The organism is Pseudomonas inefficax (assembly GCF_032164165.1).
GTDB classification, from domain to species: domain Bacteria; phylum Pseudomonadota; class Gammaproteobacteria; order Pseudomonadales; family Pseudomonadaceae; genus Aquipseudomonas; species Aquipseudomonas inefficax.
In genome coordinates, this window is record NZ_CP134401.1 from 5,415,994 (window position 1) to 5,431,028 (window position 15,035).

General features: G+C 64.7%; 19 protein-coding genes. 11 read left to right on the plus strand and 8 right to left on the minus strand.

Features of this window, described 5'->3' with window-relative positions; genetic code table 11:
- The first annotated feature begins 96 nt into the window (after window positions 1–96).
- From RIN61_RS24370 to RIN61_RS24395, 6 genes are all read left to right on the plus strand, one after another.
- Window positions 97–1,140 carry an ABC transporter substrate-binding protein gene (locus RIN61_RS24370; protein WP_112253925.1) on the plus strand — a complete coding sequence of 348 codons (1,044 nt, stop codon included), beginning with the start codon at window positions 97–99 and terminating at the stop codon, window positions 1,138–1,140.
- 23 nt (window positions 1,141–1,163) lie between these two features.
- Window positions 1,164–1,919 carry a class II aldolase/adducin family protein gene (locus RIN61_RS24375; RefSeq protein ID WP_207879098.1) on the plus strand — a complete coding sequence of 252 codons (756 nt, stop codon included), beginning with the start codon at window positions 1,164–1,166 and terminating at the stop codon, window positions 1,917–1,919.
- A gap of 146 nt (window positions 1,920–2,065) precedes the next feature.
- Window positions 2,066–2,950 carry an EamA family transporter gene (locus RIN61_RS24380; protein WP_313854681.1) on the plus strand — a complete coding sequence of 295 codons (885 nt, stop codon included), beginning with the start codon at window positions 2,066–2,068 and terminating at the stop codon, window positions 2,948–2,950.
- A 198-nt stretch (window positions 2,951–3,148) separates the two neighbouring features.
- Window positions 3,149–3,469 (plus strand): YbjQ family protein, encoded by a 321-nt coding sequence (locus RIN61_RS24385; RefSeq protein ID WP_003258990.1) that lies wholly within the window; start codon window positions 3,149–3,151, stop codon window positions 3,467–3,469.
- A gap of 138 nt (window positions 3,470–3,607) precedes the next feature.
- Window positions 3,608–3,796: a hypothetical protein gene (locus tag RIN61_RS24390; RefSeq protein WP_003253897.1), complete on the plus strand. Its 189-nt coding sequence runs from the start codon at window positions 3,608–3,610 to the stop codon at window positions 3,794–3,796.
- Between the two features lie 139 nt (window positions 3,797–3,935).
- Complete coding sequence (locus RIN61_RS24395) at window positions 3,936–4,247, plus strand: hypothetical protein (RefSeq protein WP_252378568.1); 312 nt, start codon at window positions 3,936–3,938, stop codon at window positions 4,245–4,247.
- A 46-nt stretch (window positions 4,248–4,293) separates the two neighbouring features.
- Here the strand turns inward: RIN61_RS24395 and RIN61_RS24400 are convergent, their stop codons facing one another.
- Window positions 4,294–4,626, minus strand: a complete 333-nt coding sequence (locus RIN61_RS24400) for a hypothetical protein (protein WP_003253895.1) — start codon at window positions 4,624–4,626, stop codon at window positions 4,294–4,296.
- A 301-nt stretch (window positions 4,627–4,927) separates the two neighbouring features.
- Entirely contained in the window at window positions 4,928–6,070 is a 1,143-nt protein-coding gene (gene ampC / locus RIN61_RS24405) for a class C beta-lactamase (RefSeq protein WP_112253928.1), read from the minus strand.
- A gap of 119 nt (window positions 6,071–6,189) precedes the next feature.
- Between ampC and RIN61_RS24410 the strand changes: the two genes are divergently transcribed.
- On the plus strand, window positions 6,190–7,182 hold the full coding sequence (locus RIN61_RS24410; RefSeq protein WP_370290160.1) for a bile acid:sodium symporter family protein: 993 nt from the start codon (window positions 6,190–6,192) through the stop codon (window positions 7,180–7,182).
- A 170-nt stretch (window positions 7,183–7,352) separates the two neighbouring features.
- Here RIN61_RS24410 and RIN61_RS24415 read toward each other — a convergent pair whose 3' ends face one another.
- A complete protein-coding gene (locus RIN61_RS24415) occupies window positions 7,353–7,946 on the minus strand; it encodes an eCIS core domain-containing protein (protein ID WP_313854686.1) in 594 nt (197 codons plus the stop codon).
- On the minus strand, window positions 7,933–8,496 hold the full coding sequence (locus RIN61_RS24420) for a TetR/AcrR family transcriptional regulator (protein ID WP_252378567.1): 564 nt from the start codon (window positions 8,494–8,496) through the stop codon (window positions 7,933–7,935). The genes RIN61_RS24415 and RIN61_RS24420 overlap by 14 nt, the downstream gene beginning before the upstream one ends.
- A gap of 89 nt (window positions 8,497–8,585) precedes the next feature.
- On the opposite strand from RIN61_RS24420, the gene RIN61_RS24425 reads away from it, so the two are divergent.
- Together RIN61_RS24425 and RIN61_RS24430 are read left to right on the plus strand one after the other, a co-directional pair.
- Window positions 8,586–9,317 carry an SDR family oxidoreductase gene (locus tag RIN61_RS24425; RefSeq protein ID WP_112253932.1) on the plus strand — a complete coding sequence of 244 codons (732 nt, stop codon included), beginning with the start codon at window positions 8,586–8,588 and terminating at the stop codon, window positions 9,315–9,317.
- 29 nt (window positions 9,318–9,346) lie between these two features.
- Entirely contained in the window at window positions 9,347–9,958 is a 612-nt protein-coding gene (locus RIN61_RS24430) for a 2-hydroxychromene-2-carboxylate isomerase (protein WP_112253933.1), read from the plus strand.
- A gap of 94 nt (window positions 9,959–10,052) precedes the next feature.
- On the opposite strand, the gene RIN61_RS24435 is transcribed toward RIN61_RS24430, so the two are convergent.
- From RIN61_RS24435 to RIN61_RS24450, 4 genes are all read right to left on the minus strand, one after another.
- A complete protein-coding gene (locus tag RIN61_RS24435; protein ID WP_003248033.1) occupies window positions 10,053–10,598 on the minus strand; it encodes a cupin domain-containing protein in 546 nt (181 codons plus the stop codon).
- A gap of 81 nt (window positions 10,599–10,679) precedes the next feature.
- The gene (locus tag RIN61_RS24440; RefSeq protein WP_313854690.1) at window positions 10,680–11,885 is read right to left on the minus strand and encodes an MFS transporter; all 1,206 of its coding nucleotides are present in this window, start codon (window positions 11,883–11,885) and stop codon (window positions 10,680–10,682) included.
- Between the two features lie 85 nt (window positions 11,886–11,970).
- Window positions 11,971–12,504, minus strand: coding sequence for a cytochrome b (locus RIN61_RS24445; RefSeq protein WP_112253935.1), 534 nt, complete (start codon window positions 12,502–12,504; stop codon window positions 11,971–11,973).
- Window positions 12,501–13,553, minus strand: coding sequence for a catalase family peroxidase (locus RIN61_RS24450; RefSeq protein ID WP_112253936.1), 1,053 nt, complete (start codon window positions 13,551–13,553; stop codon window positions 12,501–12,503). The genes RIN61_RS24445 and RIN61_RS24450 overlap by 4 nt, the downstream gene beginning before the upstream one ends.
- Before the next feature lie 124 nt (window positions 13,554–13,677).
- Here RIN61_RS24450 and RIN61_RS24455 point away from each other — a divergent pair, with 124 nt between their 5' ends.
- Window positions 13,678–14,199 (plus strand): sigma-70 family RNA polymerase sigma factor, encoded by a 522-nt coding sequence (locus RIN61_RS24455; RefSeq protein ID WP_112253937.1) that lies wholly within the window; start codon window positions 13,678–13,680, stop codon window positions 14,197–14,199.
- Window positions 14,196–14,948 carry an anti-sigma factor family protein gene (locus RIN61_RS24460; RefSeq protein WP_313854693.1) on the plus strand — a complete coding sequence of 251 codons (753 nt, stop codon included), beginning with the start codon at window positions 14,196–14,198 and terminating at the stop codon, window positions 14,946–14,948. Before RIN61_RS24455 ends, RIN61_RS24460 begins: the two co-directional genes overlap by 4 nt.
- The last annotated feature ends 87 nt before the right edge of the window (window positions 14,949–15,035 follow it).

Consider the following 15,035-nt stretch of genomic DNA (forward strand, 5'->3'; position numbering starts at 1 on the left):
GCTCGACGACTAGGTTTTTCTCACCCTCATGGCGAGGGCGTGACCTCACAACAACAAGAAAACGGGCCCCTCGGGCACCGGCAGGAGGCAACTACGATGCAGGTATTCCCACGTGTAAGCGGCCTTTGCGCAGCGTTGCTGGCCATGGGCCTGGGCAGTGCGCAAGCGGCACCGCAAATGGTCGTGGTCGGCTATGGCGGCGCCGGGCAGAAAGCCCAGGACGAGGCGATCTTCAAACCGTTCAGTGCCCAGGATGGCAGCAAGCTGATCCAGAGCGAGTACAACGGCGAAATGGCCCGGATCCAGGTAATGGCCGACACCGGCAATGTCGACTGGGACGTGGTGCAGATCGAAGGGCCTGACCTGATGCGCGGCTGCGACGAGGGCATCTACGAGCAGCTGGACTGGCAGCGCATGGGCCATGCGGGTGAACTGATTGCCGATGCCGCGCAGGCCTGCGGCTCGGCGGCGCTGGTATGGAGCGTGGCCATTGCCTATGACCGCAGCAAGCTGGCCCAGGCGCCTGCGTCGTGGGCCGATTTCTGGGACGTGAGCAAGTACCCGGGCAAGCGCGGCCTGCGCAAGCGTGCGGTGTACAACCTGGAGTTCGCCCTGATGGCCGACGGAGTCAAGGTCGAGGATGTGTACCAGGTGCTGGCCACACCGGCCGGGGTCGAGCGTGCCTTTGCCAAACTCAGCGAACTCAAGCCGCATATCCAGTGGTGGGACGCTGGCGCCCAACCGGCGCAGTGGCTGGCGGCGGGTGATGTGGTGATGACCTCGACCTACAGCGGGCGCATCGCCGTGGCGGCCCAGCAGGGCAGCCCGCTGGCGGTGGTCTGGCCTGGCAGCCTGTATGGGATGGATTACTGGGCGATCATCAAGGGCTCGCGGCATGTCGAGCAGGCCAAGCGGCTGATCGCCTACGCCAACCAGCCGGATACCCAGGTGCGTTATGTGCAGCAGATTCCCTATGGGCCGACCAATACCCAGGCGGCAGCGAAGCTCGACCCGTCCCTGGCCAGTTGGGTGCCTACTTCGCCGCAGAACCTGCAGGGGGCGTTGGCGATGAATGTGGAATTCTGGGTCGACCATGGCGAAGAGCTGGAGCAGCGCTTCAATGCGTGGGCCAGCAAATAGCGTGCTGCAAAGGGGCAACGATGATGACCGCAACGGAACAAAGCCTGCGCCAGGAGCTGGCCGCCTGCTATCGGCTGATCGCCCACTTTCGCATGAGCGACCTGATCTTCACCCATATTTCCCTGCGCCTGCCAGGGCCGCAGCACCACTTCCTGATCAACCCGTACGGCCTGCTGTTCGATGAGATCACGGCCTCCAGCCTGGTGAAGATCGACCTGCAGGGCCGGCCGGTCGATCCGACACCGCACCCGGTCAACCCGGCCGGTTTCGTCATTCACAGCGCCATCCATGCCGCCCGCGAGGATGCCCACTGCGTGCTGCACACCCACACCCGGGCAGGGTGTGCGGTGGCAGCGCTGGAATGCGGGCTGCTGCCGCTTAACCAGATGTCCATGGAGTTTTACGGCAAGGTGGCGTACCACGCCTACGAAGGGATAGCGCTGGACATGGATGAGCAGCGACGGCTGGTGGCGGACCTTGGCGACAAGCCGGTGATGATCCTGCGCAACCATGGCCTGCTGACCACAGGGCGCAGCGTGGCCGAAGCATTCCTGCGCATGTATTACCTGGAGAAGGCCTGCGAGATCCAGTTGGCGGCGCAGAGTGCCGGGCAAGTGATTTTGCCGTCGGCCGAAGTGTGCGCGCATACCGAGCGGCAGTTCAATGAGCCGGGGTGGGGGTTGAAGCAGGGCGAGCTGGCGGACCCGGATGCGTTGCAGCTGGCTTGGCAGGCATTGCTACGGATGCTGGAAAGGGTTGCACCCGGCTATCGGAACTGACGCCGCCCTGCAATCGCTGCGTCAAAATTTGCTCAATAACAGTCACTGTTGCGCAGCTCTATGCCGCAACTGTGCTGGTCCCTGTCAAAGGAATAGCCTTATGCTGTAACGAAATATGTCTAGAAAGCTTGAAGAAGGATGTCGCAATGCCGCTCAAGGACCTGCTCATCGCCCTGGTGGTGATTGTCGCCTGGGGAGTCAACTTCGTGGTCATCAAGGTTGGCCTCGATGGCTTGCCGCCGATGTTGCTGGGGGCATTGCGCTTCTTGCTGGTAGCGTTCCCGGCGATCCTGCTGGTCAAGCGGCCCAAGCTGCCCTGGCGCTGGCTGATCGCCTACGGTGCGACCATTTCGCTGGGCCAGTTCGCTTTCCTGTTCCAGGCCATGTACAACGGCATGCCGCCGGGGTTGGCCTCGCTGATCCTGCAGTCGCAGGCGTTCTTCACCCTCGGCTTCGCCGCGCTGTTTCTCGGCGAGCGGCTGCGCCTGGCCAGCGTGCTGGGGCTGTTGGTGGCCGCCAGCGGCCTGGCGCTTATCGGCAGCGAAGACGGCGGCCATGTACCGATGCTGGCGCTGGTGCTGACCCTGTGTGCTGGTGCGATGTGGGGCATGGGCAACATCATTACCCGGCGTTTTGGCTCGGTTGACCTGGTGGCGCTGGTGATCTGGGGCGGGTTGATTCCGCCACTGCCGTTCCTGGCATTGTCCTGGTGGCTGGAGGGGCCGCAGCGTATTGGCCATGCCCTTGCCAATATCAGCTGGAGTTCGGTGTTGGCCCTGGCCTACCTGGCGTTTGTCGCCACCATGCTTGGCTACAGCCTGTGGAGCAAGCTGCTGTCGCGCCACCCGGCCGGGAAGGTGGCGCCGTTTTCGCTGCTGGTGCCAGTGATTGGCCTGAGTTCGTCGGCGTTGTTGCTGGGTGAGCGTTTGACCGCGACCCAGGGCTGGGGCGCATTGCTGGTCATGGCCGGGTTGCTGGTCAACGTGTTCGGCGCCCGCATTGGGCAACGGCTGCGCGCGGTCAGCGCGTAGTTGACGCCTTCACGCGCTCAGCCTGACTGAAAATCTGAAAGCTTGCGCGTTCCCTGTGGGAGCGGGCGCGCCCGCGAACACGGGCGAAGCCCGTGCCAAACAACGCGGTGCCTGCTCCCACAATGGAGGCGTGTCTGCGGGTCAGCGCTGCGCTCTGTTAGAATCGGCCTCTTTTGCCAGGCCAATGGAGCGCACCCCATGATCATTTCCACCACCAGCCAGCTCGAAGGCCGCCCGATTGCCGAATACCTGGGCGTGGTCAGCTCCGAATCGGTGCAGGGCATCAACTTCGTGCGCGATTTTTTCGCACGTTTTCGTGACTTCTTCGGCGGCCGTTCGCAAACGCTGGAAAGCGCACTGCGTGAAGCCCGGGAGCAGGCCACCGAAGAATTGAAGGCGCGGGCACGCCAGTTGCAAGCCGATGCGGTAGTGGGTGTGGATTTCGAGATCAGCATGCCGTCGGTACAGGGCGGCATGGTCGTGGTATTTGCTACCGGTACGGCGGTGCGCCTGAAGTAGAGCGCCTGCCGCTGGTCGGGTCCAGGACCTCGGTCCGGGCGGTCCGCAAATGACCAGCTAGTCTCACTTTCACAGGTCGCGTTTAGTGGAGCAACTGTTCTGGTTGCCGACGCGTCCGCCACTGGAGGGAGACAGGGCATGAGCGAATCCTTTTTCGAAGACCTGAACGACGCGTTCCCGATCAACAGCCAGGTGCGTTGCGGCCAGGCGGCCTTCCGCCTGGGCTTTGCCCACATGACGCTGGATGATTCCGAACAGCTCCAGCCTGCACACCTGCAGCGCAGCAAAAAAGGCCGCTTCATGCCGCGGGTTCCACTGAAGAAGTGATCCCGCTCCAGCACAACCCCGCCGAATGGCGGGGTTTTTATTACTTTTCTTGATCCGCCTCATGGCATTGCCGGGTAGCGCTCGCGGGATAGCCAAGGCTGTGGTTTTCTTGCGCGGCATTCCAGCAACGGAGGATTGAATGCTCATGCGAGTCAGGGAAAAGACCTATTGGCAATGGGCCGATGCCCAGCTGCACAGCCGCTGCCACGACGAAGCGCTCAGTGACGGCACCACGCTGGACGTGCAGGTGCGCTTGTCGCGTCTGGGGGCGACCCAACTGTTCCTGGGGCTGTATGCCGCCGATGGCCGAGCATTGCTGGAGGAGTATTACCCCGTACGGCCAGGCGAGACCATGACCCGCGCCCTGGTGTGGGGTGTTGACCGCGCCCGGGCGATGGCAACCGGCGCCTTGCCGCTGCCGAAACCCGGCAGCCAGCGGCGCCAGGCATGAAAAAGCCCGGCCTATGCAGGCCGGGCTCAGGTAAGGGTGGGAACCGTCAGTTGAGCGGTTCGATCACCTTGACTGCCTGCTGCTCACGGGCAGCGGGCCATTCTTGTTGCAGGGTCTGCAGGACGCGGCCAACGAACTCGGTGTCGGCGGCGGCCTTCTTGCCGACGTAGCCTTGGCCACGGCGGTAGACCTTGAAGCGCGCCCGCATGCTGGGCAGGTGCTCTTCGAATTCATCTTCGACGGTGTTCGGTGGCAGGCGGTCGAGGCGCACTTCACCGGTCTGGCTGACCCACAGCAGGTGGTCGTCAAGGCTGTCCTTGCGTACGGCGAACAGCTGGGCCAATTGGTCGATAGTCGGATTGTTGTTCAAGTTCATCATAAAGCCCCCATTACCCATTCGTAGGTGATTTTTCACAGTTGGCGCTACCACGGTGTAGCGCACTACCAAGGCTGCTACAGCAGCATCGCAACAGGGGCTTTCTCACGCTGCCTTTTGGACAGTTTCCCTCTCCACGGACGGCCTGCGTTACCGCGCAGGCCGTCTGGAACACCCTTGCCACCGCTCCCGATCAGGGAGACGGCTTCATCATGCCCAAGGGCGATGAACGGCGTCAACCATTTTGTAGTGAATATTTTTGGTCACTACATTGTGTCGTTTTGTTCGACAATCGCTGCCCGCACTACAGCCCGGACAGAATCTCGAAGGCCGCGCGCACCCGGGCTTCGTTCGGGTAATTTCGGTTGGCCAGCAACACCACGGCCAGCTGTTCGGCGGGCACGAACGCGGCGTAGGCGCCGAAACCATTGGTCGAACCGGTCTTGTTGTACCAGGCTGCCGGCAGCGGTGGCAGGGCTGGTTGCAAGCGCGTGGTTGCCTGCGGTCCACGGACAAGCTGCGGGCCGTTGCCATCGACCAATGTGCTCAGCGTGACCGGGTAGGGGTAGCGCTCCCAGCCCAGCCCCTGGGTCATGGCGCCGACCTGGAAGTAGCCCCGCCGGGTAATGGCCGTGGCTTGCGCCAGCGCTGGTGGCAGCCCCTCCGGCTGCATGTGCAGGCGCACATAGCGCAGCAGGTCGCTGGCACTGGTCTTGATGCCGTAGGCTTCGTCGGCGTAAGGGCCGGGGGCCACCCGCACCGGTTTGCCGGCATTGTCGTAGCCTTGGGCATACAGCCCCTGGGCGCTGGCCGGGACCTGCAGATAGGTGTTTTCCAGGCCCATCTGTTTCAGCAGGCCCTCGCTCATCAGCGAGGAAAACGGCTGATGCTGCGCGCGGGCGACCAGGTCACCGAACAAGCCCAGGCTGGGGTTCGAGTAGCAGCGCTGGGTGCCAGGTTTGGCGCGGGGTTGCCAGTGACGGAAGAAATCGACCACCTGCTGCGGCGTCTGCACCGCATCCGGGAACTGCAATGGCAGGCAGTCGGCACTGTAGGCGCCCAGTTCCAGCACGCTCGCGTCGCCGATGGGGGCCCCGGCGAGGGCCGGGTGATAGCGCTTGGCCGGGGCGTCGAGGTCCAGCTTGCCTTCGGCACTGGCCAGTGCGGCCAGGGTGGCGGTGTAGGTCTTGCTCAGCGAACCGATCTCGAACAGCGTGTCGCGGCTGACCGGTACATTGTCAGCCTTGCTGGCCACGCCATAGCTGAAGTAGTGCGCGTGGTTGCGAGCATAGATAGCCACGGCCATGCCGGTGATGTCTTGCTCTTGCATCAGCGGGCGGATGATCTGGTCGACCTTCGCCTGCAACTGGTCGTCGGCCTGGGCGGCACTGTGGCCCAGGGTGAGCGTGATGGCGGCTGCAAGTGCAGCCAGGCGGGAGAGGGGCATGAGCGGGTCCTGTGCTGGAGCGTGTCCGTTGAGCGACACCGGTGGGGGTTCCGGCGTTAGCGGCGAAAAGCCGAAAACCTTATCGTCTGCCCTTGCACAATGACAAGATGGAAACTGCGATGAAGTATTTGCGAATGTTATTCGACAATTTCACCCTGGCCTTGCTCGGGGTGGTGCTGATTGCCACCGTGCTGCCTTGCTCGGGCGACGGCGCGGTGTACTTCGGTTGGTTGACCAACCTGGCCATCGGCCTGCTGTTCTTCCTGCACGGCGCCAAGCTGTCACGCGAGGCGATAATCGCTGGTGCCGGGCACTGGCGCCTGCACTTGCTGGTGTTCTCCTGCACCTTCGTATTGTTCCCGCTGCTGGGCCTGGCGTTCAAGCCACTGTTCGTGCCGCTGGTGGGCAACGAACTGTACCTGGGCGTGCTCTACCTGTGTGCCTTGCCGGCTACCGTGCAGTCGGCCATCGCCTTCACCTCGCTGGCGCGTGGTAACGTGCCAGCGGCCATCTGCAGCGCGGCGGCATCCAGCCTGCTCGGTATTTTCCTCACGCCGTTGCTGGTGATGATGTTGCTGGGGGCCAGCGGTGATACCGGTTCTGGCCTGGATGCAGTGCTGAAGATCACCCTGCAGCTGCTGGTGCCGTTCGTGGCCGGGCAGGTCGCCCGGCGCTGGATCGGTGCCTGGGTCAAGCGCAATGCGCGTTGGCTCAAGGTGGTGGACCAGGGCTCGATCCTGCTGGTGGTCTACACCGCGTTCAGCGAGGCAGTGGTCACCGGGCTGTGGCACACGGTATCGCCGCAACACCTGGTCGGGTTGTTTGCCGTGTGCGGGATCTTGCTGGCGGTGGTGCTGTACGGTACCCGCCTGCTCGGCAAGCTGCTGGGCTTTGACCTGGAGGATCGCATTACCATCCTGTTCGCCGGTTCGAAGAAGAGCCTGGCCACCGGGGTACCAATGGCGCAGGTGCTGTTTGTCGGCAGTGGGATTGGCGCGATGATCCTGCCGCTGATGCTGTTCCACCAGATCCAGCTGATGGTCTGCGCGGTGCTGGCGCAGCGTTATGCCAGCCGTGAGCAGGCGGCTGAAGAAGCTTCTGCGGCGTCCTGACACCTGGTTTGGCCACTGATGCGGTCGCAGTGTAGGAGCGGCCTTGTGTCGCGAAAGGGCTGCGAAGCAGCCCCTCGATTTCAGCTTGGAGCAGATATTGCCGGGGCCGCGTTGCGACCCTTTCGCGACACAAGGCCGCTCCTACACTGTGACCGCGCAATGACAAGGAATTATCTGGCCTGCACCGAACCACGCTCGCGCAGCGCCTTGCCTACTTCGGCCTCGATCTTGTAGGCCGGCGCTTCGAGGTCGTCGTAGTTGCGCGTGTAGCGCCGGGCGAACTCTTCCACGCCCAGCTGCTGATACTGCTGCACATGCTTGAGCTCGTGTGCCCACAAGGCCACGTTGTCCTCGGCGTCGGCGAGGCGGCGGAAGATGATCGTGTCGATCAGCGTCACGGCGTTCACATCTGGGTTCTGCAGCAGCGCGTTGGCCGCGCTCATTTGCTGTTCGTCGCCCACGCGGAAGCGCGCCGCGTCGAGTACGGCAAAGTCATACCAGGGTTCGAGTTGCGCACGGATATGCATCGGGATCGGCTCGACGCCGCTGGCGACGGCTTCGTCGCGGGCCTGATGCAATGCGTATGTCAGGCTGGAGGAAGCCAGTACTTCCACATCCTTGAAAATCTGCCCGGCCTGCCCGGGGTCGATGGGGGCACAGAAACACCCCATCAGGCATACCTGGTACTGCCCTGGCGGGCAGGCTTGTTCGGCGAGTGCAGGCAGGCTCGACAGTAGCCCCAGCAGTAGACTAATCCGCTTCATGCAGGGCCTTCTCGACAAAGTGGCGGCTGGCGGCCAGTACCTGCGACTGCACGCTTTCCGTGGCCAGCATGCGCCCGACCAGCAAGGCGCCGACGCACTGGCTGATCAGCACCCAGGCCAACTCGTCATCCTCCAGGGTCGCGCTCCAGGCCTGGTGCAGTTCCACCAGCCAATGCTCGGCCACTTCACGCACGGATGCTTCAGCCCGGGCAATTTCCACCCCCAATGGCGGCAGCGGGCAGCCACCCTCGGCATTGTGCAGGTGGGCCAGGCTCAGGTACTGCTGCAGGCAACGGCCCAGGCGTTCGCGGCTTGCGCCCTGGTTGGCCAGGCGCGCCAGCGGACTGTTGCACAATTCTTGCCGCACAACCTCGGTGAACAGGTCGTCCTTGGACGGGAAGTGGTTGTAGAAGGCGCCGCCGGTCAGGCCGATCGCCTTCATCAGCCCGGCCACGCCGGTGCTGGAAAAACCCCCGCGTTTGGCCAGCGCGCCACTGCTGGCCAGCAGCCGCTCGCGGGTTTGCTGCTTGTGTTCGTTGGTGTAGCGCATTCACTTGCCTCTGCAGGCGGGCTTGACGGTGGCAGCGATCATAACATAGCGTTCGTTTACTAAACGATCATTCATCAATGGAGACAGGCATGGCAGAACAACAAAAAGTGGTGCTTGTGATAGGCGCGGGGGATGCTACCGGCGGCGAAATCGCCAAGCGCTTTGCTCGCGAGGGCTACATTGCCTGTGTTACCCGGCGCCAGGTAGACAAGTTGCAGCCGCTGTTGGACGAAATTCGCGCTGCTGGTGGGCAGGCCCACGGTTTCGGCTCCGATGCGCGCAAGGAGGAGGAGGTGGCGGCGCTGGTCGAAACCATCGAGCGTGATATCGGCCCGATCGACGCCTTCGTGTTCAATATCGGTGCCAATGTGCCCTGCAGCATTCTCGAGGAAACCCCGCGCAAGTACTTCAAGATCTGGGAGATGGCCTGTTTTGCCGGCTTCCTTACCGCGCAGGCGGTGGCCCGGCGCATGGTCCAGCGCGAGCGCGGCACCATCCTGTTTACCGGCGCCACCGCTGGCACCCGTGGCGCGGCGGGCTTTGCGGCATTCGCCGGGGCCAAGCATGCCTTGCGCGCCCTGGCCCAGAGCATGGCGCGCGAGCTGGGGCCGCGGAACATCCATGTGGCTCACGTGGTGGTTGATGGTGCCATCGACACCGCCTTCATCCGTGACACTTTCCCCGAGCGCTACGCCCTCAAGGGCCAGGATGGCATCCTCGACCCGGCGCACATCGCCGACAGCTACTGGTTCCTGCATGCCCAGCCCCGCGACGCCTGGACCTTCGAGCTGGACCTGCGCCCCTGGATGGAACGTTGGTAAGCCCCTTTCCCAGAGCAAGGACCGTAACCATGCACAAGACTGTCGACTTCTATTTTGACCTGGGCAGCCCGGCCAGCTATCTGGCCTGGACTCAATTGCCTGGGCTGTGTGCCCGCCAGGGTGCCACGCTGCGCTACCGGCCGATGTTGCTGGGCGGGGTTTTCCAGGCTACCGGCAATGCTTCGCCGGTGATGATCCCGGCCAAGGGCCGTTACATGTTCACCGACCTGGCGCGCTTCGCCGAGCGCTACGGGGTACCGTTCGGGTTGCCGTTGGGTTTCCCGGTCAATACCTTGACCCTGATGCGCGGGGCAGTGGGCACCCAGTTGCGTTCGCCGGAGCGGTTCGAGGCGTTGCTGGCGGTGCTGTTCAAGGGGCTGTTTGCGCAGCGCCGCAACCTGGGCGACAGCGCAGTCCTCGACGATACGCTCAGCCAGGACGGCTTCGACCCGCAGGCATTTCGCGCACTGGCGGCTGATGAGGAGGTGAAGGCTGCGCTCAGGCACGCGACCGAAGAGGCCGTGGGGCGCGGGGTGTTTGGTGCGCCGACCTGCTTTGTCGGTGGCCAGATGTTCTTCGGCCAGGACCGCCTGGACTTTGTCGAAGAGGCCCTGCTTCAGGGCGCCGACAGCGCTATCTGAATGCCCCCTCCCACAGAGTTGGCGCTTTCCCTGTGGGAGCGGCTTCAGCCGCGAACACCGGCAAAGCCGGTGCCATCCACCGCTAATCAGGCAATCAGAAATTCGCCGGGGTGTTGGCGCTGATGATCTCGGCCTCGTCCGGGCCGATATTCTTGAAGCTGTGCGGCAGGGTAGTGGGGATGTAGTACCCGTCGCCCGAGTTGAGCACGCTCACCTGGCCATCGACCCACAATTCGACGGTGCCACGGGTGACCAGGCCACACTCTTCACCCTCGGCATGCACGATCGGTTCGCCCGAATCGGCGCCCGGTGCATACAGTTCACGCAGCATGCGCATCTGCCGGCCTTCGACACTGGCGCCGACCAGCAGCATGCGCAGGCCGTTGCGGCCCAGGTCTGGCTGTTCGCCGCCACGGAACACGTAACGCTCTTCGCGCACCGGTTCGTCGAAACTGAAAAACTCCGCCAGGCTCATCGGAATGCCTTCGAGCAGTTTTTTCAGGGAGCTGACCGAAGGGCTGACGCGATTCTGCTCGATCTGCGAGATCGTCGAATTGGTCAGCCCACTGCGGCGGGCCAGTTCCCGTTGGGAGAGGTTGTTGCGTTCACGCACCAGTTTGAGTCGCGTCCCCGTGTCCATAGCCGCCTTGTAATCAGAGGTGTCAATAATAATGAGCGATGCGCATTAAAACACACTCTGCACGCTTGCGCGCTGTGCTTGTCAGGCCCGCTGATCGCGCGGCATCGGCCATGACCCGACCAACAGCAACAGCGCCGCCACTGCCAGGAATGGCAAGCGTGGATCGACCGCATATGCCAGGGTGCCGGCCAGCGGCCCGATCACTGCGCCCATGCCTTGGGCAGCACCGATGGAGCCGGCCGTGGCGCCTTGCTCGGAGGCGTGCATGGCATTGGCCGCCAACGCCGAAAACGCCGGGAAGACAAAGCCCATGCCAGCCGCCGCGATGAAATAGCAAGCCCACAGCCAGGGGGCTGTGGTCGCCAGCGAGCCACAGGCAAAACCCAGGGCCGAAACCGTGGCGCCGACCCGGATCATCTTCAACGGCGGCCATTCCAGTTGGCGCAGCAGCACCTGCGCCAGGATCAGCGCCACACCTACCGTGGTCAGCGCGATGCCGGCGGCCTGGGCTGCCTCGGCAGGGCCCAGGTGCAGGCGGTCGAGGGCAAAGAAACCGACAATGATCTGCGATACCGTGACGCTGAGCATTGCGCTGAACGCCACCAGCAAGGGCCGGCGCAAGCGTGGGTCGTTCAGCCGCACCGGGCTGGGCGCATGGCTGTGCGACAGCGCCTGCGGCTTGAGGGTGAACAGCAGCACCAGGAAGGCACTGGCCGGCAGCAGCGACATGATATGGAACGGCAGGCTCAGGCTATGGCGCGCCAGCAGCGCCGCCAGCGCCGGCCCCACCACCAGGCCGACGGCGTTGGCCGCACCCAGCGAGGCCATGGCCCGGGCCCGTCGTTGCGGTTCGACATGGTCGGCGATCAGCGCATTGCAGCCTACCGGGATAGCAGCATAGAAGGCACCAATACAACCGCGCGCGACCATCAGGCCGATGAAGGCCAGGGTCGCCCCCGGTAGCCAGCGCAGCGCACCTTCGACAAACAGGCACAGCAGCCAGTAGGCCAGGGTGAAGCCGGCGCTGCCCAGCAGCAGGATGCGCCGTCGGCCCAGCCGGTCTGCGGCACGCCCCCAGGGCCGGGCCAGCAGCACCCAGATCACGCCCGCCACGGTCACGGCGGCACCGGCTTGCCAGGTGGCCATGCCGAGCTGGCGGGCGATCGGGCCGATCAGGGCGACGAAGGCCATCATCGACATGGTACAGGCCATGTTGGCCAGCAGCAGGGGGCGCAAGTCCAGGGTACTGGCGGGTGCGAGTGCGACAGGATCCTTTGCGACATTCATAGGGCAGTCCAGGGTGGTACGGCGAATAGAAAGCCGATCTTGTTAGGAATTGTTATCGATTGTCGACACCCTGAGCTGCCGAGCGTCATTCGCTACGGCGCAGTGGGCCAGGCCACATGCTACGCAACACGCCATCGCGGCGCACCCACGCGTGCATCAACGCCGCGCCCACATGCACCAGCACCGTGGCGAACAGCAGGTAGCCGGCCCAACCATGGGCCTGGCGCAGCACGGCGTACAGCTGCAGGTCATGAGGCGCGATCGCCGGCAAGCCCAGCGGGCGCGGGTAGCCACCAGCCGACAGCATGGCCCAGCCCAGCAGCGGCATGGCAAGCATCAGGCCGTAGAGCGCCAGATGCGAGGCCCCGGCAGCCCAGCGTTGCGCTACAGGCAGGTCGCGCGGCAGGGCCGGGTGGGGGAGGGCCAGGCGTACGCCGATGCGCAGCAGCACCAGTACCAACAAGGCCAGGCCAGTTGCCTTGTGCAACCCGATCAGCACGGGATGTCGCGGCGAAAGGTCGGCGACCATGCTCACACCAATGAACAACATCGCCAGGATCAGCACGGCCATCAGCCAGTGCAACAGGCGGGCGAGGGGGTGGAAGGCGTCGGTTTTCATGGGTGGGCTCCGGTGCCGAGCGATTCGCGGCTGCGGCGGTTGAAGGATTCCGAGTAGGCGGCCGAACGGGCGGCAAGGATCGGGTCGGCGGAGGGCTGGATGCCTCGGGGCAAGATCAGCGGGTCGAAGTTGAGGTCGCGGCAGGCCCCCTGCTCGGGGCCGTCGACCTGCTCCAGCACCAGCGTGCCGGCGTTCACGCTGCGCCGGTCGGCAGGCCAGGGGCTGGCAGGGTCGTCCACGGCATCGCCAGGCTCCGCCAGCACCAGGCGCAGTGTCCAGCGCAGCGGGCCTTGGGCCAGGCGTTGCTGCAGGTCATGCTGCAGGAACTGTTTGTCATCGACCTGGGCAGGCAAGGCGACAAACGCTGTTTGCGGCTCCAGTTGCCAGCGCACGGGGTGGTCCGCGCCGCTTGCGTCGATCAGCCGGAAGGCGTTGATGCTGTGGTACTGCGTGCTGGCGAAGCTGTTGCTGGGCTTGTAAGCCGCCGCCCATTGGCGAAACGCCGCGCTCTCCGGGTGGGCGGCGAAAAACGCCTGCAGTTTGCTCGGGTCCGGTTTGCCGGTGGCCGGGTCTGGCGCCCCCGCCAGCACTTGCTCATAGAAGGCTTGTGGCGTGCTTACCGCCAGCACCGGCGGGTTGTTCATGCCGGTACGCCAGACCTGCCCGTCGTCGGTGCTCAGCTCGATGGCCAGGCTGCGTACCGGTATGCCGGTATCCGGCGCGAACGGGTTGGCACCGCCGATGGCGAAGCGGCCGATCACTGGCACCCGCGGCTGGCTGAACGCCCGCGCCGTGGACAGGCTGGCGGCCTGCCCGCTGGGCTGGAAGTAGCCGCTGACGCACAGGCCCTTGGCGTGGTTCTTGCGGTAACCCGGGTAATGCCCGGCCTGGGCTTCGAAGGTGTCGATGATGCGTTGTGGGGTCAGGCGGGTTTCGCCAAGCCAGCCGGCGGCATAGGCAAAGGCGCCGCCCGCGGCCAGCATCACGGCGCCGATGGCGGCAAGGCGCAGGGCCTTGGCCGGGCCGTGCAGGGGTGAGTTCATGGTCATTGTCCGGTTCAGTGAAGGTGCCGGTACGACGGCGCAGGGAAAAACTTATTCCTTCGCCGGGAATAGATTTTCTTCACAGGCGTCTGCCTCTTACACTGACAACCCCAGACGCCGGGACTTTGCCATGCATGATCTGGACGACCACCAGTGGCGCGAGCTGCTGGCCCGCCTGCGCCGCTTTGCCGTGTGGCTGACCCGCGAGCCGGGCAGCGCCGACGACCTGGTGCAGGCCACGGTCGAGCGGGCCTTGAGCCGGCGCGACCAGCAACGCGACGCCGATGCCCTGCGGGCCTGGCTGTTCACCATCCTTTATCGGCTGTTCCTCGACGGAAAGCGTCGCGAGCGCCTGCACGCGCGCTGGCTGTCCTGGTTCGGCCGCGGTGAGCGCGACGACGAACCGGTCGGCGGCAACCTCGAGGCCATCGTCCTGGCCCAGGCCGACCTGCAGGCTTTCGCCCGGCTCACGGCAGAACAGCGTGCGTTGTTGTTGCTGGTCAGCATCGAAGGCTTGAGCTACAAGGAGGCCGCCCAGACCTTGGGCATCCCTATCGGCACTGTGATGTCGCGCCTGTCGCGCGCCCGCAATGCCTTGCGCGAACTGACCGAGGGCAGCCCCCAGCCCCCGGCCTTGCGGAGACTGAAATGACGCGCCTGATCCCCAGTGAAGACGAACTGCACGCTTACGTCGACGAACGCCTGGAGTCTGTACGCCGGGCCGAGGTGCAGGCCTGGCTGGCGGCCAACCCGCAGGCTGCGGCCAAGGTCGAGGGCTGGCGTGCCGACGCCCGCCGCCTGCGTACAGCGTTGGCCGGGCTTGGCGAAGTGCCCGGGGCTGCACAGCTGGATCTGGGGCAGTTGCGTCGACAATTGCGAGAACGCCGCCAGCGCCGCTGGGCCACGGCAGCGGTGTTGTTGCTGGCGTTGGGGGTGGGTGGCCTGGGTGGTTGGCAGGTACGCGACGCGACCTTGGCGCGTGGCGACCTGCCGATGGCAGATGCCGTCCAGGCACATCGCTTGTTTGCCGGCAGCCAGGCACTGGATATCCAGGCCAGCGACCCGGGCCAGTTGCGTGACTGGCTGGGGCGCCATTTCAGCCGCGTGGGCCAGTTGCCGGACCTGGCGGGCTACGGCTTCAAGCCAGTGGGCGCGCGCCTGCTAAGCAATGAGCGTGGGCCGGCGGCGTTGCTGGTGTTCGAGGATGGCAAGGGCCAGCGCATCAGCCTGTTCCTGCGCTCACCAGGTGATCAGTATCGGCGCATGCCGGACGGGCATCGCGTGGATGGCCAGCTGGAGGCACGGTATTGGTCGCATGGGGCCTACAACTTTGCTCTGGTCAGCGCGGCGGACGATGTGCGCGGGGCGGGGGTGGGGGAGGTGTTGCGGTTGGGGTTGTGAGTGGTGGGTTAAGGTGCATGCCTTGGGCTTTGTGGTGCCTGTGAGATCGGGCGCCGCCCGCGCGGCGCTTCGCGGGGCAAGCCCGCT